We start from the raw sequence: 26,180 nt of genomic DNA, 5'->3' as shown, positions 1-26,180 counted from the left end.
TTATATTGGTTATAGAACTGGGAATGTAATGGTAATTTTTAATCCATTCACATTTTCCATATCAAAAATAACATCTCCATTCAAATTAGAAATACGTGAAACCGTATTTTGCAATCCGTTTTTTGGTTTCAATTCCGAAATTCCGATTCCATTATCCGAATAGTTGATTTTTATTTGTTGATCCTCTTGTTTAAAATTCAAGATGACTCGTGAAGCTTCACTGTGTTTCTTCATATTGGTCAGAAGTTCTTGCATCACTAAGAAAACTTCTGTTTTTGAAGTTTCTGAAACATTCTTCCAAAGCTCATTTTCATTTCCGATAAGAAATATTTTCACTTCATCAGAATCATAAGAACTTAACATTTGAAATAGTTTATCTGCAAAATTGTTATGTTGATTTTCATCCATCTTGTCGTAAGAAATATCACGTGAAATCTCATAAACAAGTTCTAATTTGTTTAATATCTCTTCTTTATTTAGGTGCAAATTATTTTCAATACCTGACATCACATGATAAATTCCATTTGCTACTTTGTCATGTACCTTTTTTGAATATTTCAGTTCTGTTTTTTTGACTTCTAATATTTTTTCTTGTTCTAATTTTTGTTTACGTTTCTTGAATAAGAAATAAGCAAAACATAACAACACAATCAATAACCCAATAAAAATATAAAGTTTTAAAATTGCATTTTTTTTCTTTTCATTCTCTGCTTCTGCTTTCAAAAAATCAGCTTTATTTTTTTCGGAATCATAACGAACTAGGGCAAACTGGTTTTTGGCTTTATTTCGTTCAAGCTGAATGCTATCATTCAATTTCTGATAGGCTTTAAAATATTCTTTAGAATTTGTTGGATTTTCCAACAAGATTAATTGCTGATAAACTTCCAATTGATCATTTGCACTATTATTTTCAAAAGCAATCACTTTTCTTTTGTAAGCATATTTCAATGCTTTTACTTTATCCTTTTCTGAAAAATAATCCGTCAAATGTGCATAACTAGCATTCTGTCCCCACAAATCATTTTCCTTTAATCTTATATTTAATGCCTTGTTTAAATCTTCTTCAACAATTCGTTGTTTCTTTTGCAACCAACTTGTATAAGCTAAATTATCTAAAATGCGAGCATATTCTTTTGGGTTTTCGCTCACCTGTTTATTATTCAATAAATTTTGATAGATTTTTATGGCTTCTTCAAATTGATGATTGTAACGATAGGTATTTGCAATGTTATTTTGATTGATAATAATGGTATTCTGATCAGTAGAAAAATCAATGGATTTCTGGTAGTAATAAATTGCTTCTCTATAAATTCCTAATTCGTGTGTACTTTGTCCTAAACTATTGTATGCACTGGAAAGTATTTCTTTATCGTTTTTTAATTTAGGATTTAAGAATTTTATCGCTTCTATATTTAGTTCTTGGCTTCCAAACCAATCTCCTTTATTATGACCAATATATGCCATATTAATCAAGCATTTTGCTGCCTGAGATTTATTCATTTGTTTTAAGAAAATCTCTTTTGCCTGATTAAAATAAACATATGCACTATCATATTCTTGTTTTTCATAAAATTTCCAAGCAATATCATAGGCTTCATTTTCATAGTGAAAATCCTGATCAGTTCCTCTATCTTGAGTCGATTGACACGAAAAAACAAATAAAATTAAACCAAAAAATAAAGCTTTTTTCAAATCATTGAATTTACTCAATAAAGCTAAAGAAAAAACGGATAGATTACTCTATCCGCTTCAAGTTTATTTTTTAGGAGGTATCTGGCCTGTTTCACCATTTGTGTCGCCATCTACATTATCAGTTGCGACTTGTTCTATTTGATGTTGACTTTGTGTAATTGGGTTTGCATTTTGATTTGGAAATAAGAATCCCAATAAAGCGAATAATAATTCTAACATTGTTTTAATTTTTTACTTTTTGACATAGGTGTTCTTCTTCGCAAAACAGATTGCGAACAGTGTACACAGAAAAAAGAAGCGCTTCTTTAGTGGGAAGTTTTTGTAAAGTGAAAACAGTTAAAGGAAAAATGCTTCCCTTCAGTTAACCTCAACTATTTTCAACATTACGGTTTTAGAAATCAGATTGTTTTGTTTTTGTATTGATTTCTATCGCAAAGTAAATGTGAAACCTCAATAGCGTGTTAGACAAACAATAGACAAGTTTTAGACAATTTTCAGCTACCCTGTTTTACGGGAAACCGTAATTTATTTTGTCCAAAATTTGTCTACTTTGTAAAAGAATTTGGTAAGGAAATGTCTGCAAAAAAACATCTATTCGAAAAAGTCTTTGAGAAAGCAAAAGCTGATTGTGGAAATTGTTCTAAAAATGCTATTTCAAAATGCCTGGAGGATATCTTTTCTGAAGATTATGGATACCGCATTACAAGTAAAACATTCTCGAGGTATTATGACTATTTTCTGAAAGATGAAATCGAAAAAAAGAATATCTCTGTAGAAAAGCTAAACCGGTTAGCAAAATATATTGGTTACGAAAATTTTGGCGTTTTTAATCTTCAATTTACACAACATATTATTAAAGAAAAAGAAAACAAAGAATTTGAAAATAGGTCAGTAGAAATCCATGATCCTCCTGAAAAAAAGTTCAATGAAAATTTTTTAGAAATAGAACACTCTTCACAAAAGAACATTGTTCGTGAAAAAATAAAATTATCTAACAATAAGATTTTAACAGGCAGTGGAATTGCAACAACCCTTATTGCCGGTGGATTATTCTTCAATTCAATAGACTTTAACTCCTCTTGCATGGTTTGGAAAGAAAATCATTATGAAGAAATTGACTGCGATAATACTTCTCCTCAAATGAACGCTGTTCCTTATAATGAAACGATTTTTCAGTTGAAAAAAATTACACAAGTGGATACTTTAAATTTTGAGAATGCAATTAATAAAGTATGGTACATTAAGAATAATGGGGAAATAGAGTTTTACACCAATTATGGTTTGCATCCGGAAAGTGGAAAAACTTTAAAACCTATTACTAAATATATTTTGAATAAATATGTCTTAACAAAAGAACAATAAAAAAACACTCGACATACTACAATGAAGAGTGCTTTGATTAGTAAAGCTACTATAGAAATTTAGAAAATTTTAAAAAGAATACGAACACTAAAGGTGATTACTAAAAATGCTACAGCTAAAACTGCTACTTTCTGAGGTATTTTCCCTGCCAATTTCGCTGCAAATGGAGCTGCAATTGTTCCGCCAATTATCAAACCTGTAATAATAAAGCCATGGCTTACACCCAATGCTACAAAAAAAGTTAAAGAAGCTGAAAGTGTTACAAAGAACTCTGCTAAACTAACTGTTCCTACAACTAAGTTTGATTTTTTACCTTTTGCCAATAATGTCGAAGTAACAACCGGTCCCCAGCCTCCACCTCCAAAGGCATCTAAAAAGCCACCCGCAAATCCTAAAAAACCAACTCGTTCTACCTTTTTACGTTCTATCTTTTTTCTGAATGCTAAAATGATTAATCGAATCCCTATAATTAAAGTATAGGAAGCCAAAATTCCATACGTAATTGTTTCATATTTATTTCCTAAATAAACCAATAACAATGATCCTGAAACAGCTCCAATTACGCCGGGAACAGATAGAGCAATCAACAACTTTTTATTTACATTTCCGAATTTATAATGCGAAAAACCACTTATTCCACTCGAAAACATTTCTGCTGTATGAATACTTCCGCTGATAGAGGGTAAATTAACGCCAAACAGCATCATACTGGTAGAACAAGTTACTCCATACCCCAGTCCTACTGCCCCATCTACCAGCTGAGCAAAGAAGCCAACCGCTAACATAATATAAAAAACAGTTGGAATATCCATTACAAAAGATTTTGCATCGGAAAAACTTACAATTGACGATAAAGCATAACCAACAAATAAAGCAAAGAAAATCAGTGTAATTTCAGTTACTAATCGTCCATATTTTTTTGTTGTTTTTTTTCCTTCAACTGATGGAGCAAATTGATTTGAGTCATTTAATTTACGGTTAAAACCCTCTTTATAATTATTTTTCATTTATGAGTAGTCTAAAATAGCAGTCATACAAAGTGAAAATTCTTACATGATTTGCACACATAATTTTTAAAAACCATCAATAAAACATCAAGGCTGCTACCGTATTTTTTGTAGTTTCATCAATTAAAATAGCATTTCCTGTCTTGATATTCTCTTTGAAAGAATCGAAGAATAAAGGCTGATTGGTTTTCAACTCAACCTGTCCGATATCGTTCAATTTGATTTCATCTGAAGGAATAAATTCAAAATTATTAATATCCCATTGTTGTACAATTCTTTTAATTTTTGCTCGAACTGAATGAAAACGATGTTGCAAGACGTATGTTTTTCCTTGTTGGATAGCATTATTATCTAGCCAACAAATCCAAGCTTTTAGTTCGTTAGATCTTTGAGGTTCTTCAGAAATTTTTACTATGGTATCTCCTCGGCTTATATCAATATCATGCTCAAGATGCACAACTACATTTTCACCAGCTTCTGCTTGTTGAACTTCCTCTAAATGGCGTTCAATTTTCACGATTTTAGATTCTATATTCGCAGGATAAACTACAACTGACTCTCCAACGTGATAAGTTCCGCTTAAAATTTGCCCTGCATAACCTCTATAATCATGATGTGCTTCATCTTTTGGACGAATGACCCATTGAACCTGAAAACGAGCTGGTAATTTTTTATCCGATTCGATTGAAATATTTTCTAATTGATACAATAACGTTTCTCCATTATACCAAGGGATTTTACTAGATTTCTCTACAATGTTATCGCCTACCAAAGCCGAAACTGGGATAAATGTTACTTCATCATAATTCAATTGATCTTGGATATCTTGAAAACTACTTTTTATCGTTTCAAAAACATCTTGAGAATAATCAACCAAATCAATTTTATTGATTGCAATTATTGCTTTCTTAATTCCCATCAATGACCCTATGCTAGCATGACGTTTCGTCTGAGAAGTAACTCCTTTACGCGCATCAACCAAAATAATAATCAATTCTGAATTTGATGCTCCGGTAATCATGTTTCTTGTATATTGTTCATGTCCGGGGGCATCAGCAATAATAAATTTGCGTTTTGCTGTCGAAAAATATTTATACGCAACATCTATCGTGATTCCTTGTTCGCGTTCCGCACGTAAACCATCCGTGATTAAGGATAGATCAATTTCTTCATTCTTATTTGATTTTCGTTTTTCCAATACACCTAATTGATCGGTGTGAATACTATTCGAATCATAAAGTAATCGTCCGATTAGTGTACTTTTCCCATCGTCAACATTACCTGCGGTTATAAATTTTAATGTATTCATTTTTATTACTTACTTAATATCTATAGATTTTATAGAATTTAATTTCAAATTTTTTATCTTAAAAATATCCTTGTTTCTTGCGGTCTTCCATTGCCGATTCTGACAATTGATCGTCCAAACGAGTTTGCCCTCTCTCACTGATTCGTGTATTGATAATATCTTTGATGATATCATCAATTGTTGACGAATCTGAAGGTACCGCTGCTGTACAAGTCATATCGCCTACTGTTCTATAACGTACTTTTTCTACCACAACCTTATCATTCGCATTCGGCTGAATAAAAGCTGAAGTTGCAATTAATTTATCATGGTAGACAATACATTCACGTTCATGAGCAAAATACAGATGAGGTAACTCGATATTATTTTGTTTGATATAATTCCATACATCCAATTCCGTCCAATTGCTTATCGGGAAAACACGTACATTATGACCTTTTTCAATTCTCCCGTTTAAGATATTCCATAATTCAGGACGTTGAAGCTTCGGATCCCATTGGCCAAAATCATCACGAACAGAAAAAATACGTTCTTTTGCGCGTGCCTTTTCCTCATCGCGACGAGCACCTCCTATACATGCATCAAACTCATTTTCTTCAATGACATCTAGCAAAGCATATGTTTGTAATGCATTACGAGAAGGAAAACGACCTGGAGTTTCTTTCAGATTATATTTTTTAATTGCATCTTCTACAGAAGCTACAATCAATTTCTCACCAATTTTATCTACCAAATAATCTCTAAATTTGATAGCTTCCGGAAAATTGTGCCCTGTATCCACATGCACCAAGGGAAAAGGAAATTTTCCTGGACGGAATGCTTTTAAAGCTAAGTGAATTAAAACAATCGAGTCTTTTCCTCCGGAGAATAACAATGCAGGCCGTTCAAATTGAGCTGCTGTTTCTCTCAAGATATAGATTGCTTCATCTTCTAATTGATTTAAATAATTTTTTTCTTGACTAGACATTCTTTCTAACTTAGTTTTTGACAATAAAAAACTCCTCAACTACTGAGAGGAGCTTTTGATATATTATTCCTATTTTAATATGCCACGATACATTCCCCTTCTTTCAAAGAACAGTACATAGATCTATTAAATACGATTTTTTTCATTTTTACTCTATTTCTGCGTCTCAAAATAATATTCTATTTAGACAGACTTAACTATAATAATCTATAAATCCGATAGATTTTATTCTGTAAAAGTAAAAATAAAAATGAAGAAACAAAGTTTTTGACTACATGAAATATAAAAAATTGAATATTTCGGCGACTTCCTTACCTTTGCAAAATGTCAAGAAAAGCAAAGCAAAAAATCATATTAAATAATATAGAAGTTTTACGTGCTGGTGCAAAAGGTGTATCGGTAGGTAAAACAGAAGAAGGTAAAACAGTTCTAATAAAAGGTGCTATCCCAGGAGACGTGGTAGATGTACATGTTTTGAAAAAGAAAAGCAGTTATTTAGAAGGGCAGGCAATTGAAATTCATACGAAATCTCCTTACCGTGTTCAACCGGAATGTGAACATTTTGGAGTTTGTGGTGGTTGTAAATGGCAAGACATGAGTTATGATGCACAACTAAAATTTAAGCACGATGAAGTGGTTAATAATTTAGTTCGAATTGGAGGCTTCAAAGACTTAGCAGCAGAAATAATTCCTATTTTAGGTTCGAAAGAGCAGTATTTTTACCGCAATAAATTAGAATTCACTTTTTCTAATGCACGTTGGTTAACATTAGAAGAAATTCAATCCGGAAAAGAATTTGATGACCGCGATGTTGTTGGATTCCACATCCCCGGGGCTTGGTCTAAAGTTTTGGATGTTACTAAATGTCACCTACAGCGCGACCCTTCAAATGCGATTCGTGTTGAAGCAAAACGTTATGCATTAGAACACAATCTTGATTTCTTCGATTTAAAAAATCAAGAAGGATTACTGAGAACATTAATGATCAGAACTTCTCAAAATGGGCAAGTAATGGTTTTGGTACAATTTTACAGAGAAGAGACAGAAAACCGTGAAGGATTCTTACAAAACTTAAAGAATAAATTTCCAGAAATCACGTCATTATTATATGCCATCAATCCGAAACAAAATGATTCCGTTTATGATTTAGACATTCAGGTTTTTGCCGGAGAAGATCATATTATGGAAAAGATGGAAGATTTGAACTTTAAAATCGGACCAAAATCTTTTTATCAAACCAATCCGGAACAGGCGTATGAATTATATAAATTAACACGTGATTTTGCAGGTTTAACCGGAAACGAGTTAGTATATGATTTGTATACAGGAACCGGAACTATTGCGCAATTCGTTTCGAAAAAAGCAAAAAAAGTAGTTGGAGTAGAATCTGTTCAAGAAGCAATTGATGCGGCAAAAGCAGCCGCAAAATTCAATGGAATTGATAATTGCGATTTCTATTGTGGTGATATGAAAGATGTTTTAAACCAAGACTTTATCAACCAACATGGAATTCCAGATGTCATCATCACAGATCCTCCTCGTGATGGAATGCATAAAAAAGTAGTTGAAAATATTTTATTCATGAATCCAAAACGTATCGTTTATGTGTCTTGTAATTCTGCAACACAAGCGCGCGATTTAGAACTGATGAAAGAACACTATAAAATTGTTAAAGTTCAACCGGTTGATATGTTTCCGCAAACACATCATGTAGAAAATATTGTACTTTTAGAACGAATTTAAAATTCAATCCGAAAAAATGAAAAAAATCCAAAATTTTCTCACTTATTCAATCTTTGTTTCTATCATCGCATTTTCATTTTACAGTTGCGAAGATGATGATATTTGCACGGATGAAGGCGAAGTTCCGCGCATGGTTGCAGATATGTACTACACTATCGACAAAACAACTAAACTAGAGGACACTATTTTCTATTGGGCTTATGTATTAAAAGATTCTAACCTAACTGGTACAAGTGAAGACACTATATTAATTGATCAAGGTTCTGTAAATATGAAATCAACTTTTGCCGCTCCGGTTCGTCAAAATAAGAAAAAAGAAATTTATTATACCATTGCTCAAGGTAAAGATAGAGAAATTAAAGATCCTGCGACCGGGCAAGATACTGTGATCCGTGCAAAACGCGATCGTTTGATTTTAACATACGATACAATCGGAAATGCTTATACTTCTAAAGCTTGTGGTTTTGGATTAACTTTTAAAGGTGCTAATGTAAAACTGGTTACAAAAACTGCTAATAGTTCTGGAAATTGGATAAAAAATATAGAAACTGTAAATACTGAAATTAAAGATGGTTCGACAACTATTATTAAGCTTTTTGCTGACGAGCGCAACTAGTTTTGCTTTTGCGCAAGTAAATAAAACTGACTCAACTAAAGTATCACTTACAGATTCTATTCCAAAGAAAAAAAAACATGATATTTTTATCGGTGTAGATTTATTTAACCCTATTGTAGCAGCTTTTAAAGATAAAAAAGGTGCAAGTGTATATGCTTCTTATCAAATCAACACGAAATGGCATGCCGTTGTAGAAGCCGGATTCGAAAAAAATAAATTCGATGAAATACATTGGAATGTAGATGTAGATGGAATTTTTGCAAAAGCCGGAGCAAATTGGTTTATCACACAAGATGTAGAAAATCAATCCAACGGAATTTATATTGGAGGGCGTGTTGCTTATTCAAAGTATTCGCAAACAGTCAATAGTTATCCTATCCGTGATTTGCAATCAAACGAAATTATCAACAAAGGAAGTCTACCAAAAGCAAATGTAAGCAGTTATTGGATAGAGGCTGTTATTGGTGGTCGCGTAGAGATTTTCAAGAATTTTTATGGAGAATTAGCTCTACACCCAGCGGCGTACATTGGTGGTAAAAAAGACCAGGGAATTGAACCTTTAATCGTTCCAGGTTACGGTAAATACAGTGGTCCATTCAATATGCCTGTTTTTTGGGGAATTGCTTATAAGATTAAATAAGTAAAAACTAATTAACATACCTTACAATAGAAAGTCTATTTTCTTAAAATAGAGAATTAAACAAACTAAAAATACCACTTCTACGAGAATTCATAGTCGGAAAATAAACCTTCCGACTTTTTTATTCAAACAAAAAAATAGTGATCAGAAATTATTCTGATCACTATTTTTATATTATTCATTGATAAAATATTAATTTACAATGATTTTATTTGATTGTGTTTTTGTTTTCACAATATACACTCCTTTTGGTAATTTATTCAATCTAACTTTCGAATTATTATTCACATGTTGAATAGTTTGTACTAATTCTCCATTAATATTGAATATTTGAATTGTTTCATTCGCTTCGATTCCATTGATAAAAAATTCGTGATTCTTTACTGGATTTGGATAAATAACCAATTTATTATTTTGTTTTGTCAAATCATCCGTCCCTAATTTTTCATAGCATGTCCAAGATAAATTATCAAAAGAAACTCTGTTATTCGAAGTCTCGTCAATCAATTCAATCACCACATCTCCTTCAACATTAATATTTTCAATTGTTGTTGTCTTTGCAGTTTTCGAATAAGGAATCTGTCCTTTTACAACTCCATTTATTTTTAAGGTATACACTCCTTCAGAATCAGCAAATGGTAAATATGTTTTCACAGATAAAGAACCTATTCCGCCTGATATAGTCGAAGAAGTTAATGTACCTTTTCTTATACAAATTGCTTTATTATTATCCCCATCAATATAAATCTGTCTATCTGTTCTTGCATTTGTTGCAGTCCAAACTATTCCTCTATTCGTCCAAGTTCTATCTGTATAAGATGAGGCTGGAGGTGTACTACCTGTAGAAGGAATATTTTCAAAATCTTCTGTACCACAGCTTGTTCCTTCTCCTGTACCTCCTCCGGTATTAGAATCTTTAGTTGTTACTTGAATAACTTCGCTATTATCCGATTTATTTCCGGCATTATCTTTTGCAACAACATAAAAAGAATATGAAGTAGAAGACGTTAATCCTGATACAGTTCCATTATTAGAAGAAACTGAAGAATTATAAACATTATTTACATAAATATCATATCCATTTACTCCTACATTATCTGTTGACGCTGTCCATGTTAAAGCTACACTAGAAGTTGTAACATTTGTTGAAGTTAAATTTGTTGGTGTAGAAGGTTTTTCTGTATCCGTCTCACTTCCTCCGTTTCCATCAAACGACTCAGGCCATGTATTTTGAGCTTTAGGCCCTCCCCAAATCACTGTTGCCAGATAAGGATTATCAATAAATGGATTTCGATTCCCTTGGGTATTCGATACTATATCATTTCTTTGTTTTTCGAATACAGAGACAGGATCTTCCACGTTCCATTTTAAAAGAATATCAGGAAAATCTGAAGAATATGTACTTGGTCCATACGTAATATTAAGAGGTAAAGCTCTCGAATTGTATCTTACATACATATACATTAAAATTCTTGCAACATCTCCTTTCCATTCTTCTCCCGGGTACCATCCTCCACGGCTGGTTTTTGTTGCCATTACCCCTACACCGTCATCAAAAAGTAGACTTCCTCTTGTACTGTTTAACGTGATATCTGCAGGACGCAGGTGATGTCCGTCAGCTCCCGGACCGGAAGTTCCTAAATTTGGTGTTCCTTTCGATTTTGCGTAGACATGTTCTCTATTCCATGAACCATTTTTAGATCGACTTCTTTGATGTGTTCCGGAAGCTTGAGAACCATAAATTAAAAGTAAATTTGATGAGTTATCAGGATCAATATCACTGCGCTCTAATAATGTTTTTAATTCACTATAAGAAATAGTTTTTTTATGAGTATCAGTAATCAATTTAGCGACATCACTTTTTAACTCATTTTTTGTTTTAGTAAAATTAATGCTTGAGTAATACGCCGGAGCCTTTTGAGCTTGTGCGAATAATCCTAAAGCAAATGATAAAAATGTAAATTTCAATTTCATTTTAATAACAATTATTTATTTAATATTAAAACATTCTTATTTTCATAAGAAAGTCCCATCGTGTAATTTTTAATAATCAACGGAATTTGTTCTTTAAATTCCAAAAAATAGTTTTTCCCAAATCGAAAAAATATAGCATTCATTTTATACTCTAATTGAGACGAAGTCACTTCTACTTCAATCATATTCTTCAAAATAGGCTCGTCTACCCAGTTTATATTTCTTTCGGTGAAGTATAAAACATTTGTAAAAAGTCCCGGGTGATTTTTTCCTTGTCCAACAAAAAGTCTATTTTCCAACTCATCCATCCCTATAACATACACAGGAAATTCTTTCCCGCTTACATTTATCCCCTTACGTTGTCCAATTTCAAAATTTTCAATTCCTTGGTGCTCTCCCACAATAAACCCATCAAACAAAGAATAATTCCGTTGTTCAATTTTCCAAAAAAGTTCTTCTTCTTTGGATTGAAAAGACGGTAATTCCTTTAAATAAATAGGAGATTCTCTTGGTATTTCTACAATTTGTCCAATCTTCACTTTTCTATTTTTATGGGTGATTTTATTTCAGGTTTCAAAAAAAGTAAGGATGGCAAAGATAGAATGTTAATATTAATTAAACGTTAAGTAATAAACATTTATTAATTAAATAAATATTTGAAATAAAGTAAAAAAGACATCTCATTGAGATGTCTTTTTTACTTTATTGAATACTAATGTTGATGATTCGAATGCTCTTCTTCTTTTTTCTGAGATGTTTCTGTGACATGCTCTCCTTCGGCTTCATCTCGTTCATATAAACAGCACGAATGTAAATTTTCATATACTTTATCATCTGCCCGTTTTGCATTTGTGTCATGCCCTACTGCTACAATCGCATTTTCCACTGCATCTAAATTATTTTTTGTTTCGTTCAAAACAATATGCAAATTATGCGTATCAACATCCCAAGTTGCTACTTTTACTCCTTTTACACCATAAGCTGCTTTCTCAATACGTTCTTTACATTGTTCACAATTTCCTTTCACATGTAAATCATGTTTTGCGTTTTTATTTTGTGCTTGTGCGTTAATTCCTAACGTCGCTACCAAAGCAAAGGTTAATAATTTTTTCATCTTATATAATTTTTTATGATTTTCTATTTTAAGCTAAATCTTAATCCTGCATAATACATCTGTCCAAAAATTGGCGCATACACAATCGAACTATCGAAATTAGAACCAAATGGATTATCTGCTCCTAAAATTACACGATGCTGTTGATAATTCGTTATATTTTCACCTCCTACATACACTTCAAAACGTTTCGAGAAAACACGGGTAATTTGAAAATTAACTGTTCCGAAAGGGTTCGAATATTCATTCAGTTGATTTTCCGGTAAATTATCAGCCGTATTTGGTAAGCGTTGTTTACCTATCCAATTATAAGTGACATCAAAGCGCCAGTTTTTTCCATTTCTTTCACGTGTTTCATACTCTAAATTTGTAAAGAAACGATGTTTCGCCTGCAATGGGCGTTCCAATTTTCCTTTCTCATAATCAGTTGCTATATCATAATATTTGTAAGAGGCTCTAATTTTGAAATTCGTAAATGGATTGTAATTAAAATCAAACTGAAATGAATTCGCATACGAATCGCCTTCTAAATTATAAAATCGAACTTGACGAGCCGAATAATCAATATCGGTTACAATTTGATTTTCGAAATCTGTTCGGTAAAAATCTGCTGTAATATCTGCATTTTTTCCAAATAATTTGAATTCCTGCGTTACACTAAATCCATAATTCCATGCAATTTCCGGATCTAAACCATAGATGTCTCCTCCATTTCCAATCACATTAAATTGCCTTGAAGAAGCAAATAAATTCTGATTCTCAGCAAATATATTATTGATACGTTTTCCTCTTCCGACTGAAGCTTTTATCGTCGTTCCTTTTACAGGAGTATAACGCGTATGTAAACGTGGTGTCAAGAAAAACCCCATTCTGTTATGATAATCTCCGCGAAGCCCTGCAATCATATTAAAGTTCTTCATATTATCAAATGTATATTCGAAGAACGCCCCTACCGAATTATCGATTCGATCATAATTTGCATCTGTTGGTAACGCTACAAATTCTTTAAATTTATCGTACGTAAAACTTGCTCCTGTAGAGAATTTATTTTTTGTATTGCTGATAATTGAACTAAAAATATAATTAGCATAAAAGCTCTGTTGTTCGATATCATATTGATTCAATCCGAAATAAGAATCTTGCTTATGATAACTAAATGCAGTTTGTAATCCCATACTTTGATAAGGCATTTCCGGAAAAACATACCCTATTTTAGAAGATAAATCAACACGATTTGTATTCATTTCCGATCCCCAAGAATTTGTTGTCAACTTATCCCGATTTTTATCAAATTCAACCTGACCACCTTGTTTTCTATCGTTCAAATACCTTGCAGAGAAAAATCCTACCCAACCTTTTTCTAAATTTTGGTATTGCCAACGATTCATTACATTTACCTGATGACCAAGTGGATTATCTAAAAAGCCATCATCGTTCATATCATTTTCTGCAACGCGTGCATTTCCGTGTAAGAAAAGTGAAGTGCTCCATTTATCATTCAACTTTTTGTTCAGGTGTACATTTCCTTCGAAACGAGCATCTGTAGAGCCATATAAATTGACAAACAACGGAATATCATCTGCAGGTTTAATTAATTCCGTATTAATTTGTCCCGAAATGCTTTCGTAACCATTAATTACCGTACCTGCTCCTTTTGTCACCTGAATACTCTCTACCCAAGTTCCAGGTGTAAAACTAAGCCCAAAAGCCTGCGAAGCACCACGGACGTTTGGAATATTTTCTTCTGCAATTAAAATATAAGGAGACGTTAATCCCAACATTTTGATTTGCTTATTCCCTGTAACAGCATCAGAAAAATTAACATCAATAGAAGGATTAGTCTCAAATGATTCGGCTAAATTACAACAAGCTGCTTTCAACAATTCTTTTCCTGTCATTGTGGTCATGTTGGTTGCAAACTTCGATTTTTTAAGAGAACTACTCGTATCTTTCAATACAACTTCACCTAAGGTTGTATCTCCAAAATGATCTTTTACATTGATGGTTAAATGTTGAAACTCCTCTTTCAATTCTTTAAAAGTCGTCGTTTGATTGTCATAAAAAACACCTAGAACTGCTGTTGGTTGATAATTCTCAATCTCAAAACTTCCTTTTTCATCTGTAATAGCAGAGATATCTGTATTTTGCCAGAATACTTCGGCTCCGGCAATTGGTTGTTGATTTTGATCTTTAATTTGACCTTTTAAAGTAGATTGTGCGTAAGTTAACGCAGCACTTAGTATAAATACTGAAGTGAATATTTTTTTCATTTTTACGATTTAAGGCATAATGCCTATTATTATTGTGTACTTGTTGAGTATAATTTCATCAAATACTTTAATATTCAAATAATAGCGTATTGATTTCTGATTGATTGAATCAAAAAAAATAGTTATTATCCTTCGTAAAATGTTAATTGAGAATTCAGTATATAATTTGGAGGTGCATTAGAGGCAACATAAAAAACGAGATAACTCGACTGATTGTTTACCTCATCGTTTATTAAAATATTTTGAATTTGAAGTACCTCAGTTGCAATAAAATAAATTGGTACAAGCTTTTGTATTTTTACTGTTTGTTTTTCTACAAACTTATCTGAATACGAGACATCTTTGCAACAATCGTCTTTTTGCTTCTTTGTATCTTCCGGAATTTCACAATGATTTGTTCTCTTCTGTTTTGGAGAACAACAAGACATTTGCATCTCTTTTTTATTCAAAACATTATCCAAGTGATTCAATTTTACATGCTCCACTTCATCTTGACAAAAATGCATAGAAAATGCATAACTGAGATTTGAAAAAATCAAAACCAGAGACAAAACATATTTTATGTACTGTTGCATTTTCATATAAAGACAAAAATAAACAAAAAATCGAAACAAAGATCATGGAAGATTTATATCATTTTCCTGAAAGTTTATAGAATTATCTATCTTACCGTTTTTACCGTTTCGCCTGTTTAATCTTTGGTATATTTATGATTCCGGAACCGTCTACCAAAGATTGATTATTTTCAGTCACCACTTTCAAAACAACTTCAAACTCTTGCCAATCTACTCCTTGCAATGTTACAAATCCCGATGATTGATCGATTTTTTTAATCGTAAACTGATTTGGAAAATCTTGCCCGTCAACAATTGGATCAAAACCCAATCCTAATTCAGGTTCTACTTTGTAGGCAGAATCCATTACTGTTTCATACCTTTTCTTAAAATTTTCCGTTAACAAATCATTCATCATTACAAATTCATTATCCGAAGTTTTTTTCACATAAGCATTCATAAAATCAACCGCTACCTTATAATCTACTTCTGCTTTTATTGTCTTTTCTATGGGTTGTATAGAAGAAGTCTTAGAATCACAACTTGTATAAAAACTTAAAATCAAAACGGAAAGAATTAACTTTTTCATGAGGTTTTATTTTTTAACTGTTTAAAATTAATATTTTTCAAAGAAAACGAAGCTTTAAAACAATCAAGAAAAATCAGAGCTCGACAAAGAACAAGAGAAACGAAATATTTCTGCTAATATATTTTTCAAAAACTATCTTAACAACATACAGCCTCATGATTTTATTAAATTATACCACTTTAATCATCAAAATTCACTAAAATTGCACTTTAAATAAGAACACACAATTAATTATGTCAGAAGATATTTTCAAGAAAGTAGTTTCTCATGCGAAAGAATATGGTTTCATTTTTCAATCGAGTGAGATTTATGATGGATTATCAGCCGTTTACGATTATGGTCAAAACGGAGCTGAATTAAAAAATAACATCAAACAATATTGGTGGAAAGCAATGGTACAAATGCACGAAAATATTGTCGGCATTGATTCTGCTATTTTTATGCACCCTACTACTTGGAAAGCTTCAGGCCACGTTGATGCTTTTAACGATCCTTTAATCGATAACAAAGATTCTAAAAAACGTTACCGTGCTGATGTCTTGATTGAAGATCATTGTGCTAAAATCGAAGGCAAAATCGAAAAAGAAGTAACTAAAGCTGCAAAACGTTTCGGAGAAACTTTTGATAAAGAGCAATTTGTTACTACAAATCCTCGTGTTTTAGAGTATCAAAAACAAATTGATACCATTTTACAACGTATGGGAAAATCTTTAGAAAATGAAGATTTAGACGATGTAAAAGCTTTAATCGAAGAATTAGAAATTGCTGACCCTGTAACAGGTTCTAAAAACTGGACAGAAGTTCGTCAATTCAACTTGATGTTTGGAACAAAATTAGGTGCAACTGCAGATCAAGCAATGGATTTATATTTACGTCCTGAAACGGCTCAAGGTATTTTCTTGAATTACTTGAATGTCCAAAAATCCGGACGTATGAAGCTGCCTTTCGGAATTGCTCAAATTGGGAAAGCTTTTCGTAATGAAATTGTTGCTCGTCAGTTTATTTTCCGTCAACGTGAATTTGAACAAATGGAAATGCAGTTTTTCGTAAAACCTGGAACTGAATTGGAATGGTACGAAAAATGGAAAGAAACACGCTTACGTTGGCACCAAACTTTAGGTTTAGGAAATGATAATTACCGTTTCCATGACCACGAAAAATTAGCACATTATGCAAATGCTGCTGCTGATATCGAGTTTAAATTCCCATTCGGATTCAAAGAATTAGAAGGTATTCACTCGCGTACAGATTTCGATTTGAAAGCACATGAACAACATTCAGGTAAAAAAATACAATATTTCGACAACGAAACAAACGAATCGTACACACCTTATGTTGTAGAAACTTCTGTAGGTTTGGACCGTATGTTCTTAGCTGTTTTCTCTAATTCGTTAAAAGAAGAAGTTTTAGAAGATGGTTCTGAGCGTGTTGTTTTAGCTTTACCTGCTGCATTAGCTCCAATTAAAGCCGCTATTTTACCTTTAGTTAAGAAAGATGGTTTACCGGAATTTGCAGAACAAATTGTAAAAAAACTACGTTTAGATTACAATGTCATGTACGAAGAAAAAGATTCAATCGGAAAACGTTACCGCCGTATGGATGCAATCGGAACGCCTTTCTGTATTACAGTCGACCACGATTCGCTAAATGATAATTCTGTTACATTGCGCTACCGTGATACAATGGAACAAAAACGCGTTCATATCGATGAATTACATGCAATTATCGATAAAGAAGTGAATATGAAATATCTTTTTGAACAATTATAAGAAAAAAAACATACAACAACCCTAAAGCTCAGATAGTTCTGAGCTTTTTTATTTTTTTATTAAAAAATTTAACAATTTGGCAAAGCTTTTGTATTTTATCAGAAATATTAATCTAAAAAAACACAAATTATGGGCTTTATTATTAACCTTTTGGTTTCAGCATTAGTCGTTTTTGGACTAGCAAATGTTTTACCTGGAGTTTCTGTTAAAGGATACGGTTCTGCAATTATCGTAGCACTTGTTATAGGTCTTTTAAATGCGGTTGTAAAACCAGTATTGAATTTTATTAGTTTACCTGTAACAATTTTAACATTGGGACTATTTTCATTTGTTATCACAGCAATTATCATTTTATTAGCAAGTGCGATAATGGGAGATAGCTTTCATGTTGACGGATTCTGGTACGCATTATTATTCGGTGTTGTTTTAGCAATCGTCAATTCTTTAGTTGGAGGAATGATGGGAGACTAATTTTACAAACTATCACATATAAAAAAAGCTGTCTTAAATGACAGCTTTTTTTATTTTTTAATCATCTCTTTTTTTAGACGCTACAGTCTCATTCAAAAAAGAATCATCTTTTATATTGATTCAATGCCTTATCTAACCTTGTTTTAATTCTTTTTTTCAATAGCCTTGGGGCAAGAATTTCCATTTCTTCTCCAAAACCTAAAAGTTCTCGTTCCAATTCAAAATTATGTATAACTTCTATCGAAAATAAAGTTCCTTCATCAGTGACTTCCAATACTTTTTGTGTCGCATGAATCGGTTTTGTCACAACATAAGGAGCCAATTTTTTTTTCACCCGAAAAACAACACGCTGCTCCCGTTCCTTTACACTTTTTGTCACTCCAATCACATTATTGTAATACGTATTAAAATCTATATCTTGCTCATCGACAAATGGTTCATTTGCTAACTCATAGAATTCAACCATTCTATCCAAAGCGAGTGTATACAAATTTTTATCTTTTCTCGACTTCGCCAATAAAAACCAACGATTACGGTACTCTTTCAGTAAATAAGGATAATAAACTTGTTGTTTTGGCTCTTGATTTTTTGATTTGAATGATTGATACGAAATCAACAAAGGTTGCTTCTTCACAATTGCTTGATACAACCGATTCAAATGCTCCAAACCTTTTAACAATGGATTTTCTTCAAACTGAATATAATTTGGCTGTTGATGTATTTGTTTGGATAAATTATTTTCTAGACGTGTGATAATCTCATTCATGTCGTCAAAATAGTTGAATCCGTTCAATTGCTTCATTACCGAAATCACTTCTTTCATTTTATCTAAATCAGCAGAAGAAACCGGTGAATTATGAATCGAATAGTTATGATCCTCATATTCATAAAACTTTTTTTCTCGTACAACAATTGGCGCATTATACCCCAATTTATCACTTCGCATCACCTGAATATCGCCTTGAATTGTCCGTTTCGAAACTCCTGAAGTTATTCCTTCATATTCGTATAAGGTTTCCGAAACTTTTTCAATCAAATCTTCCAACGTCCATTTTCTGAAATGATTTTGAAGACATTTATCGATGGTTTGATAACGAATTAATGCAATTTTATTGGTTGCCATGGTTGATTTATTTATTCAATACTACAAATTTCAACTTAAAGTACGCAATCTATTTGCGTAGAAATTTTTATTTTAAATTTTATTCAAAATATTTTTCATCAAAAACCCTCTATTCATCATGTTTTACAAATTATTTTGAAAAAATATTTTATTGCGCAATTCATTCGCACACTTCTATTCCAACTTTGTCAAAGGTTTAACAACCAAACGATTTTAATTGTTCCTTGACAAATGTTTCAGTATAGCATTGTAGTAGAAAATGGTTCATCACTTCTATTCTGAACAATTAAAACAAACGCGCAGAAGGTTCGACTCCTTCACTTATTTAATAAATGAGTATTGGTTTAACGCACTAGAATTCGGCTCTAGTAACAGACTTTTAATCTGTTTTTTCGCCTTCGGGTACTATTAAAAACAAAAAGCTAGAACGTTTCTTTTCGAATGGAAAATTTATTTCATAGAAATGAATTTGAAATAAGATCAAAAACTGGCTTAAAACCTGAATTTGAAACTTTAGTTGATGATTGATTTCAAAATTTTAAGACTAAAAATCAAATTGATTTGAAAAAAAAGTTATCAAAACAAGAAATCAAAATAAGCTTCTTAAACTTCAAATTCCGTTTTAAAAAAGGAAAAGGTTTTAGCTTTTTAATTAGAAAAAAGACAAGATTCTTCGACAAGCTTAGAATGACAATTAAATCATGTCATTTCGACTCAGAAGAAATCTAAAATTTAATAAAACTGAAAAAAAATCAGGTAAAAAGGTAATAACCTATAAAAAAATAATAACATGAAAAAATTAGCAATTAACAGCCAAGAAATTGGAATCTATATCAAGAATAATGAAATCGAAAAAGTTTACTCAAAAGGAAACTATTGGATTTTATTCAGTAAAAACATTGAAAAATTTAATACCAACGAGTTAGTCGATGAAAAATTTCATTCAATAATTTTAGAAAATAACGAAGTAAATCAATTGGTTGATTATATCGAAGTCTTGCATAATGAAGTATTGATTATTTACAAAAACAACCAATTTTATCAATCATATGTTAATCGAAATGTAATGATTTGGAAAAATTCAACACAACTAACAACTGTTAAATATGATTTGAATAATTCTGACGAAATAAAAAATCATACAAAACGAGAAATCGAAATTCTAAAGAAAGTTTCGGCTATCAGAACAATTTCTATTCAACCATATTTTGAAGGAATTTTGTTTAAAGACAATGAATTTGATTCGGTTTTAAAAGCTGGTGAATACCTATTTTATAACAATGAAACGAAGATTTCAATGGTGTCTTTTGATATGCGCCCATTGACAATTGAAATTTTGGGTCAAGAAATTTTGACAAAGGACAAAGCGCAATTGCGTATCAATTTCATGGTGCAATATCAAATTACTGATTTATTAAATGCTTATCAATCAAACAAAGATTTTGAAAAAATAATTTATCAAGCCATTCAATTAGGTTTGAGAGAATTTATTGGAAACATGAATTTTGATGATTTGATGTCAGATAAAAATTCGGTAACGAATTATATCATTCAAAAATATCAAACTCAATTCCAAGAAATTGGTCTAAAATTGATCGATGCAGGCATGAAAGACATTATTCTTCCAGGAGAAATAAGAGAAATTATGAACCGCGTTTTAATTGCCGAAAAAACGGCTCAAGCCAATTCGATTACGCGTCGTGAAGAAACAGCTTCGACAAGAAGTTTGTTGAACACTGCAAAATTGATGGAAGAAAACGAAACGTTATGGAAGTTGAAAGAAATGGAATACATCGAAAAAATTGCCGATAAAGTGGGAGAAATCTCAATTTCCGGTGGATCGAATGTGTTAAATGAACTAAAAACAATGTTTACGAAATGAAACCAATCATTATAAATAAATTAAAAGAAATAGAAGATAAATATAACATCAAAATTCTTTTTGCTGTAGAATCTGGGAGCCGCGCTTGGGGCTTCCCTTCTACTGACAGCGATTACGATGTTCGATTTATTTACAAACGAAAAATTGAAGATTATCTAAAAATTGATTCAATTGACGATTTTATTGAGTTGGAAATTGTGGATGAATTAGATTTTAAAGGATGGGATATTCAAAAGGTTTTGCGCCTAATGCTAAAATCAAATTCGAGTATCAACGAATATTTACAATCTCCGATTCATTATATTTCTGATGAAATTTTCGAAAAAGAATTGTTTGATTTAACCGCTTCTCAATTCAATCCACAAAAAGTGGCCAGGCATTATTTAGGAATAACAACAAAGCGAATGATTGAAATAGAACATCAAGATGAAATTAAACTCAAAAGTTTATTTTATGCGTTACGCTCTGTTCTTTCAGCGAAATGGATAGTAGAAAATAAAACAATTCCTCCAATGGAATTTGAAAAATTAAAATATTTAATCGAAGATAAAGCAATTGAAAATCGAGTGGATGAATATCTTGAAATGAAAGCAAATGTTGATGAAAGTTTTAAAATCCCGAAGAATGATCAACTTTTCAATTGGCTATTTAATTTGAAAACTGAATTAAAAACTGAAGCAGAAAAATTGCCAAAAATTGAATTTGATAAAAACGAAATCAATGCATTTTTCTTAAAAACCATAACAAAATGAAACTAACGATAGAAAATCTAAAAAGTCAAAAATTGATTCTATTTGAATGTATCAGTGGAAGCAAAGCCTATAATTTGGCAACTAAAAATTCGGATACCGATATTCGTGGCGTTTTTTATTTACCAAAAAATGAATTTTATGGTTTCGAATATCAAGCACAAATCAGCAACGAAACCCATGATATTGTGTATTACGAAATTTGTCGATTTATTGAATTATTATTAAAAAATAATCCAAGTTGTTTAGAACTCTTAGCAACTCCGGAAGAATTTATTTTGTATAAATCGCCTTTGTTAGATGAGTTGAATTACAAAGATTTTATCACTTCCGATGTTGAGAAAACATTTGTTGGATATGCCTTGAGTCAAATCAAAAAAGCAAAAGGTTTAAATAAAAAGTTTCTAAATCCGATTGACAAAACCCGAAAAAAAGTTCTTGATTTTTGTTCTATTATTATAGAAAACAAGACCATTTCGTTCACTGATTGGATCATTTCAAATTCTTACAAACAAGAGTTTTGCGGATTGAGTAAAATCAACCATTCAAAAGATTTGTTTGCGCTTTATTACAATAAAAATTTGAGTTACAAAGGAATTATAAAAGATGAAAAGAATGATGATATTCGTTTAAGTGAAATTCCGAAGAATGAAAAACTAATTGCTTACTTTATTTTCCAAAAAGATGAATATTCCACTTATTGCAAACAATACAAAGAATATTGGGACTGGATGGAATTACGAAATGAAGAGCGTTACACAACAAATACCGAACATGGTAAAAATTATGACAGTAAGAATATGATGCACACAGTTCGTTTACTAAAAGTTGCGAAAGAATTAGTAGAAACAGGAAATCTAAATGTAAAAAGAACTGAAGATCGTGACGAATTATTAGCCATCAAAAGTGGAAAATTTTCTTATGAAGAAGTCGTATTAAAAACTAAAATTTTACAACAAGAAATTGAAGAATATTCGAAACTAAAAATTCTTCCATCAAAAATAAACCAATCTAAAATCGAAGAATTTTTAATCAACCTTAGAACTAAATTATATGAAAACAACTGAACAACAAAATAAACCGATCAATGGAAATGATTTGATTGCCTTAGGTTATCCTGAAAACGAAATTTTAGGAATCGCTCTTAAAATTAACCGAAAAAGAAATGGTTATACAAAAGTAGAAATGCTGGATAAATATGCGCAAGTCTTGTCTTCTCCACAAGATTTTTTAGAAGATAAAATTTTTAAAACTTTGGCAAAAGGTTTTGTTGATGGTATTCATCTTCCTCAACAAAATGAAAATTTGATTGAATTGAATGAAGAACCGAATGAATTCAAAATCTATGGAGTTGAAAAAATCGAAGATGGTGCTTTAGAGCAAATGAAAGTGGCCATGAAACTTCCGGTTACAGTTACCGGAGCAATTATGCCAGATGCGCATCAAGGTTATGGTTTACCGATTGGCGGAGTTTTAGCAACTAAAAACACCATTATTCCTTATGGTGTTGGTGTGGATATTGGATGTAGAATGGCTTTATCGATTTATGATCTACCCGCTTCATATTATGTTGAACATCATGATTCATTAAAAGCAACCTTGATGAAGAATACGAAGTTTGGAGCAGGACATGGTTTTCATGGTCAATACAGGGCTGAACATCAAGTTTTGGATGATGCAAAATTCGAAACAAATTCATTTATTCAGCAGTTAAAAGATAAAGCATGGTCGCAATTGGGTTCTTCCGGAGGAGGAAATCATTTTGTTGAATTTGGTTTAATTGATTTTAAAGAAGATGATGAGAAACTAAACATCAAAAAAGGTTCGTATTTAGCTTTATTGACACATTCAGGTTCACGTGGATTTGGTGCTATAGTTGCCGGACATTATACAAAAATTGCAAAAGAAATCTGTAAACTTCCTTATAAAGCGCAAAATTTAGCTTATTTAGATTTAAATTCTGCGGAAGGTCAGGAATATTGGATTGCGATGAATTTAGCCGGTGAATATGCTTCGGCTTGTCACGAAATTATTCATCAAAAAATAGCACATTCAATTGGTGCTGAAGTTTTAGCAAAAGTTGAAAATCATCATAATTTTGCTTGGAAAGAAATTTACAATGGCGAAGAGGTGATTGTTCATCGAAAAGGCGCAACACCGGCTTCTAAGGATGTAATGGGAATTATTCCGGGTTCTATGACCGCTCCTGGATTTCTGGTTCGAGGAAAAGGAGATGAAAATTCTATTAATTCTGCTTCTCATGGTGCCGGTCGACAAATGAGCAGAACCCAAGCAATTAAATCATTGTCACAAAATAAGATTAATGATTATTTGAATGATTTTGGTATTACGTTAATTGGAGGAGGAAAAGATGAAGCTCCAATGGCGTATAAGGATATTCACGAAGTAATGGCTGCACAACAAGATTTAGTTGATGTTGTAGCAACTTTTACACCCAAAATGGTTCGAATGGCTGATGATGGATCAAGAGAAGATTAAAAAAATGCCTGAACAAATTGTTTAGGCATTTTACATTTATCGTTCAAATCCAATCTTTTGAATGTTTAAAACATTACTAATTTATTCTTCCAAACCTTCTTCTCTTTGATAATTATAGTGCCATTAAACATGTTTTTCTGCAATATAAGAATATAAGCTTCCAAAAATTAACTTCTAACAAATGCATATTGAAATGGAACTTTTATAGTGGTTTCTAAAAATTTTCCTTCATCATTCTTTGCTGGAATAATTTTATATTTACTTCCTCTAATTCTTTCATTTAATCTAAATAAAGACTTCTCAAGAATATCTTTTGTATCTTTACTCCCTTCAAAATCGGAAATTGAAATTATACCATTCTCATCAAAAACAAAATTAAATTTAGCTTTAAGAAAGTAATTAGTAATTAAGTTTCTTGATCTTAATTCCATACTTACCATTTTATAAAAATCTTTTCTAAAATTTTGCTTAAAACATTTATTTAATTCCTCATTTCCTTTCTGTTCTACTTTTTTACAACTTAGATATATTAAAGGAATTTTTATAGATTCTTGCGAAAACAACAATACACTATTAAAAATTAAAAACACTAGTAAATATTTCTTCATATTGTTAAAATTAATTCATATTATTCAAAATAAATATCATTAATAACTATCAATAATGAATTTTTAATATATTTTACTTATTAAATAATATTTTATTAAAATTCCAAATACAAAATTTAAACAAATAATATTCAGCATATTAAATAATTCAATTTGTTTAAATTAATTTAATTTATATCAAACCAATACTTCACTAAAAAAGTTATCAACAATATTATTCACAAGAAAAATCTTTCCTTACATTTGCATTAGAAATTTTATAAAACAAAATATAAATGTCACAAAACGGAATTCCATCAGTTAATTTAGCAGACTTTTTATCTGATGATCCAGCAAGAAAACAAAAATTTGTCAATGAAATTGGAAAAGCATACGAAGAAATTGGATTCGTCGCTTTGAAAGGACATTTTTTATCTGACGAATTAGTTGAAAATTTATATAAAAACGTTCGAGCGTTTTACGCTTTGCCTACTGAAACAAAACAAAATTATATTGTTGAAGGTATTGGAGGTCAACGTGGTTATACAGCATTTGGAAACGAACATGCAAAAGGTAGAACTGTTGGTGATTTGAAAGAATTTTGGCATTTTGGGCAGTATTTGTCTGAAGATGAAAAATCAAAATACAACTATCCGGAAAATGTAAATGTGAACGAAGTTCCTGAGTTCAATGCATACGGAGAAGAGACATACAAACAATTGGAAAAAACCGGTGTTTATGTTTTACGCGCTTTAGCTTTATTCTTAGGTTTAGATGAGTTTTATTTTGATGATAAAGTAAAAAATGGTAACTCTATTTTGAGAGCTATTCACTATCCTCCTATTACAGAAGAACCTAAAGATGCTGTTCGTGCTGGTGCTCATGGTGATATTAACTTGATTACTTTATTAATGGGAGCACAAGGTCGCGGATTACAAGTACAACGCCACGATGGAACTTGGGTAGATGCCATTGCAGCTGACGACGAATTGGTCATTAATGTTGGAGACATGTTATCTCGTCATACCAACAACAGATTAAAATCGACAATTCATCAAGTTGTGAATCCTGAAAAAGAATTATGGGGAACTTCTCGTTTTTCTATCCCTTTCTTTATGCACCCTGTTTCTGAAATGGACTTATCTGTTTTAGACAACTGTGTAACAGAAGATAATCCAAAACAATTTGAAGACATTACAGCTGGAGATTTTTTAACTCAGCGTTTAAGAGAAATTGGGTTAATAAAATAAAGCCCTATTTAAT

At 31.5% G+C, this 26,180-nt stretch carries 24 protein-coding genes; 11 read left to right on the top strand and 13 right to left on the bottom strand.

The features are described from left to right. Positions 1-9: 9 nt before the first annotated feature. Complete coding sequence (locus H277_RS0109160) at positions 10-1,692, bottom strand: tetratricopeptide repeat-containing sensor histidine kinase (protein WP_146810399.1); 1,683 nt, start codon at positions 1,690-1,692, stop codon at positions 10-12. Between the two features lie 63 nt (positions 1,693-1,755). Beyond that, a complete protein-coding gene (locus H277_RS20195) occupies positions 1,756-1,911 on the bottom strand; it encodes a hypothetical protein (protein WP_019975286.1) in 156 nt (51 codons plus the stop codon). A 354-nt stretch (positions 1,912-2,265) separates the two neighbouring features. Between H277_RS20195 and H277_RS0109150 the strand changes: the two genes are divergently transcribed. Continuing rightward, positions 2,266-3,054, top strand: a complete 789-nt coding sequence (locus tag H277_RS0109150) for a hypothetical protein (protein ID WP_019975285.1) — start codon at positions 2,266-2,268, stop codon at positions 3,052-3,054. Positions 3,055-3,113: 59 nt separating this feature from the next. Here the strand turns inward: H277_RS0109150 and H277_RS0109145 are convergent, their stop codons facing one another. The 3 genes from H277_RS0109145 to cysD form a co-directional block, all read right to left on the bottom strand. Next, positions 3,114-4,061: a sulfite exporter TauE/SafE family protein gene (locus H277_RS0109145; RefSeq protein WP_019975284.1), complete on the bottom strand. Its 948-nt coding sequence runs from the start codon at positions 4,059-4,061 to the stop codon at positions 3,114-3,116. Between the two features lie 76 nt (positions 4,062-4,137). Beyond that, positions 4,138-5,370, bottom strand: a complete 1,233-nt coding sequence (locus H277_RS0109140) for a sulfate adenylyltransferase subunit 1 (RefSeq protein ID WP_019975283.1) — start codon at positions 5,368-5,370, stop codon at positions 4,138-4,140. A gap of 58 nt (positions 5,371-5,428) precedes the next feature. Next, on the bottom strand, positions 5,429-6,337 hold the full coding sequence (gene cysD / locus H277_RS0109135; RefSeq protein WP_019975282.1) for a sulfate adenylyltransferase subunit CysD: 909 nt from the start codon (positions 6,335-6,337) through the stop codon (positions 5,429-5,431). Positions 6,338-6,661: 324 nt separating this feature from the next. On the opposite strand from cysD, the gene rlmD reads away from it, so the two are divergent. From rlmD to H277_RS0109120, 3 genes are read left to right on the top strand one after another with little or no spacing between them, the layout of a single operon-like run. Then, on the top strand, positions 6,662-8,080 hold the full coding sequence (rlmD, locus tag H277_RS0109130) for a 23S rRNA (uracil(1939)-C(5))-methyltransferase RlmD (RefSeq protein WP_019975281.1): 1,419 nt from the start codon (positions 6,662-6,664) through the stop codon (positions 8,078-8,080). A gap of 16 nt (positions 8,081-8,096) precedes the next feature. Beyond that, positions 8,097-8,696, top strand: a complete 600-nt coding sequence (locus tag H277_RS0109125) for a DUF6452 family protein (protein ID WP_019975280.1) — start codon at positions 8,097-8,099, stop codon at positions 8,694-8,696. Then, the gene (locus H277_RS0109120; protein ID WP_146810402.1) at positions 8,650-9,336 is read left to right on the top strand and encodes a DUF6048 family protein; all 687 of its coding nucleotides are present in this window, start codon (positions 8,650-8,652) and stop codon (positions 9,334-9,336) included. The genes H277_RS0109125 and H277_RS0109120 overlap by 47 nt, the downstream gene beginning before the upstream one ends. A gap of 192 nt (positions 9,337-9,528) precedes the next feature. Here the strand turns inward: H277_RS0109120 and H277_RS0109115 are convergent, their stop codons facing one another. The 6 genes from H277_RS0109115 to H277_RS0109090 form a co-directional block, all read right to left on the bottom strand. Beyond that, positions 9,529-11,310 (bottom strand): endonuclease, encoded by a 1,782-nt coding sequence (locus H277_RS0109115; RefSeq protein ID WP_019975278.1) that lies wholly within the window; start codon positions 11,308-11,310, stop codon positions 9,529-9,531. Positions 11,311-11,321: 11 nt separating this feature from the next. Beyond that, entirely contained in the window at positions 11,322-11,849 is a 528-nt protein-coding gene (locus H277_RS0109110; RefSeq protein ID WP_019975277.1) for a tRNA methyl transferase PRC-barrel domain-containing protein, read from the bottom strand. A gap of 173 nt (positions 11,850-12,022) precedes the next feature. Next, entirely contained in the window at positions 12,023-12,424 is a 402-nt protein-coding gene (locus H277_RS0109105) for a heavy-metal-associated domain-containing protein (protein WP_019975276.1), read from the bottom strand. A 23-nt stretch (positions 12,425-12,447) separates the two neighbouring features. Continuing rightward, positions 12,448-14,694, bottom strand: coding sequence for a TonB-dependent receptor (locus H277_RS0109100; protein ID WP_019975275.1), 2,247 nt, complete (start codon positions 14,692-14,694; stop codon positions 12,448-12,450). A 125-nt stretch (positions 14,695-14,819) separates the two neighbouring features. Further along, positions 14,820-15,269, bottom strand: coding sequence for an HYC_CC_PP family protein (locus H277_RS0109095; protein ID WP_146810404.1), 450 nt, complete (start codon positions 15,267-15,269; stop codon positions 14,820-14,822). A gap of 100 nt (positions 15,270-15,369) precedes the next feature. Further along, the gene (locus H277_RS0109090) at positions 15,370-15,837 is read right to left on the bottom strand and encodes a hypothetical protein (RefSeq protein WP_019975273.1); all 468 of its coding nucleotides are present in this window, start codon (positions 15,835-15,837) and stop codon (positions 15,370-15,372) included. 233 nt (positions 15,838-16,070) lie between these two features. Here H277_RS0109090 and H277_RS0109085 point away from each other — a divergent pair, with 233 nt between their 5' ends. After that, positions 16,071-17,606: a glycine--tRNA ligase gene (locus H277_RS0109085; protein WP_019975272.1), complete on the top strand. Its 1,536-nt coding sequence runs from the start codon at positions 16,071-16,073 to the stop codon at positions 17,604-17,606. 129 nt (positions 17,607-17,735) lie between these two features. Further along, positions 17,736-18,077, top strand: a complete 342-nt coding sequence (locus H277_RS0109080) for a phage holin family protein (protein ID WP_019975271.1) — start codon at positions 17,736-17,738, stop codon at positions 18,075-18,077. 103 nt (positions 18,078-18,180) lie between these two features. Here H277_RS0109080 and H277_RS0109075 read toward each other — a convergent pair whose 3' ends face one another. Beyond that, the gene (locus tag H277_RS0109075; RefSeq protein WP_019975270.1) at positions 18,181-19,200 is read right to left on the bottom strand and encodes a helix-turn-helix transcriptional regulator; all 1,020 of its coding nucleotides are present in this window, start codon (positions 19,198-19,200) and stop codon (positions 18,181-18,183) included. 790 nt (positions 19,201-19,990) lie between these two features. On the opposite strand from H277_RS0109075, the gene H277_RS0109065 reads away from it, so the two are divergent. Genes H277_RS0109065 through H277_RS0109050 form a run of 4 tightly spaced genes read left to right on the top strand, consistent with a single transcriptional unit; the run spans position 19,991 to position 24,330 of the window. After that, on the top strand, positions 19,991-21,082 hold the full coding sequence (locus H277_RS0109065) for a slipin family protein (protein WP_019975269.1): 1,092 nt from the start codon (positions 19,991-19,993) through the stop codon (positions 21,080-21,082). Continuing rightward, the gene (locus H277_RS0109060; protein WP_019975268.1) at positions 21,079-21,834 is read left to right on the top strand and encodes a nucleotidyltransferase domain-containing protein; all 756 of its coding nucleotides are present in this window, start codon (positions 21,079-21,081) and stop codon (positions 21,832-21,834) included. The genes H277_RS0109065 and H277_RS0109060 overlap by 4 nt, the downstream gene beginning before the upstream one ends. Continuing rightward, complete coding sequence (locus H277_RS0109055; protein ID WP_019975267.1) at positions 21,831-22,898, top strand: DNA polymerase beta superfamily protein; 1,068 nt, start codon at positions 21,831-21,833, stop codon at positions 22,896-22,898. Before H277_RS0109060 ends, H277_RS0109055 begins: the two co-directional genes overlap by 4 nt. Further along, positions 22,885-24,330 carry an RtcB family protein gene (locus H277_RS0109050; RefSeq protein WP_019975266.1) on the top strand — a complete coding sequence of 482 codons (1,446 nt, stop codon included), beginning with the start codon at positions 22,885-22,887 and terminating at the stop codon, positions 24,328-24,330. Before H277_RS0109055 ends, H277_RS0109050 begins: the two co-directional genes overlap by 14 nt. 167 nt (positions 24,331-24,497) lie before the next feature. On the opposite strand, the gene H277_RS0109045 is transcribed toward H277_RS0109050, so the two are convergent. Further along, the gene (locus tag H277_RS0109045) at positions 24,498-24,938 is read right to left on the bottom strand and encodes a hypothetical protein (RefSeq protein WP_019975265.1); all 441 of its coding nucleotides are present in this window, start codon (positions 24,936-24,938) and stop codon (positions 24,498-24,500) included. A 275-nt stretch (positions 24,939-25,213) separates the two neighbouring features. On the opposite strand from H277_RS0109045, the gene H277_RS0109040 reads away from it, so the two are divergent. Beyond that, a complete protein-coding gene (locus H277_RS0109040; protein WP_019975264.1) occupies positions 25,214-26,167 on the top strand; it encodes an isopenicillin N synthase family dioxygenase in 954 nt (317 codons plus the stop codon). Positions 26,168-26,180 lie beyond the last annotated feature (13 nt).

Origin of the sequence: Empedobacter brevis NBRC 14943 = ATCC 43319, assembly GCF_000382425.1 — a bacterium.
GTDB lineage: Bacteria > Bacteroidota > Bacteroidia > Flavobacteriales > Weeksellaceae > Empedobacter > Empedobacter brevis.
This window is presented reverse-complemented; position numbering and strand designations above follow the sequence as displayed.

What these genes read in the sequence shown, in the direction of transcription:
- H277_RS20195 (WP_019975286.1), bottom strand. Translation starts at nt 1,911, where the DNA reads ATGTTAGAATTATTATTCGCTTTATTGGGATTCTTATTTCCAAATCAA.
- H277_RS0109150 (WP_019975285.1), top strand. Translation starts at nt 2,266, where the DNA reads ATGTCTGCAAAAAAACATCTATTCGAAAAAGTCTTTGAGAAAGCAAAA.
- H277_RS0109145 (WP_019975284.1), bottom strand. Translation starts at nt 4,061, where the DNA reads ATGAAAAATAATTATAAAGAGGGTTTTAACCGTAAATTAAATGACTCA.
- H277_RS0109140 (WP_019975283.1), bottom strand. Translation starts at nt 5,370, where the DNA reads ATGAATACATTAAAATTTATAACCGCAGGTAATGTTGACGATGGGAAA.
- cysD (WP_019975282.1), bottom strand. Translation starts at nt 6,337, where the DNA reads ATGTCTAGTCAAGAAAAAAATTATTTAAATCAATTAGAAGATGAAGCA.
- rlmD (WP_019975281.1), top strand. Translation starts at nt 6,662, where the DNA reads ATGTCAAGAAAAGCAAAGCAAAAAATCATATTAAATAATATAGAAGTT.
- H277_RS0109125 (WP_019975280.1), top strand. Translation starts at nt 8,097, where the DNA reads ATGAAAAAAATCCAAAATTTTCTCACTTATTCAATCTTTGTTTCTATC.
- H277_RS0109120 (WP_146810402.1), top strand. Translation starts at nt 8,650, where the DNA reads ATGGTTCGACAACTATTATTAAGCTTTTTGCTGACGAGCGCAACTAGT.
- H277_RS0109115 (WP_019975278.1), bottom strand. Translation starts at nt 11,310, where the DNA reads ATGAAATTGAAATTTACATTTTTATCATTTGCTTTAGGATTATTCGCA.
- H277_RS0109105 (WP_019975276.1), bottom strand. Translation starts at nt 12,424, where the DNA reads ATGAAAAAATTATTAACCTTTGCTTTGGTAGCGACGTTAGGAATTAAC.
- H277_RS0109100 (WP_019975275.1), bottom strand. Translation starts at nt 14,694, where the DNA reads ATGAAAAAAATATTCACTTCAGTATTTATACTAAGTGCTGCGTTAACT.
- H277_RS0109095 (WP_146810404.1), bottom strand. Translation starts at nt 15,269, where the DNA reads ATGCAACAGTACATAAAATATGTTTTGTCTCTGGTTTTGATTTTTTCA.
- H277_RS0109090 (WP_019975273.1), bottom strand. Translation starts at nt 15,837, where the DNA reads ATGAAAAAGTTAATTCTTTCCGTTTTGATTTTAAGTTTTTATACAAGT.
- H277_RS0109085 (WP_019975272.1), top strand. Translation starts at nt 16,071, where the DNA reads ATGTCAGAAGATATTTTCAAGAAAGTAGTTTCTCATGCGAAAGAATAT.
- H277_RS0109080 (WP_019975271.1), top strand. Translation starts at nt 17,736, where the DNA reads ATGGGCTTTATTATTAACCTTTTGGTTTCAGCATTAGTCGTTTTTGGA.
- H277_RS0109075 (WP_019975270.1), bottom strand. Translation starts at nt 19,200, where the DNA reads ATGGCAACCAATAAAATTGCATTAATTCGTTATCAAACCATCGATAAA.
- H277_RS0109065 (WP_019975269.1), top strand. Translation starts at nt 19,991, where the DNA reads ATGAAAAAATTAGCAATTAACAGCCAAGAAATTGGAATCTATATCAAG.
- H277_RS0109060 (WP_019975268.1), top strand. Translation starts at nt 21,079, where the DNA reads ATGAAACCAATCATTATAAATAAATTAAAAGAAATAGAAGATAAATAT.
- H277_RS0109055 (WP_019975267.1), top strand. Translation starts at nt 21,831, where the DNA reads ATGAAACTAACGATAGAAAATCTAAAAAGTCAAAAATTGATTCTATTT.
- H277_RS0109050 (WP_019975266.1), top strand. Translation starts at nt 22,885, where the DNA reads ATGAAAACAACTGAACAACAAAATAAACCGATCAATGGAAATGATTTG.
- H277_RS0109045 (WP_019975265.1), bottom strand. Translation starts at nt 24,938, where the DNA reads ATGAAGAAATATTTACTAGTGTTTTTAATTTTTAATAGTGTATTGTTG.
- H277_RS0109040 (WP_019975264.1), top strand. Translation starts at nt 25,214, where the DNA reads ATGTCACAAAACGGAATTCCATCAGTTAATTTAGCAGACTTTTTATCT.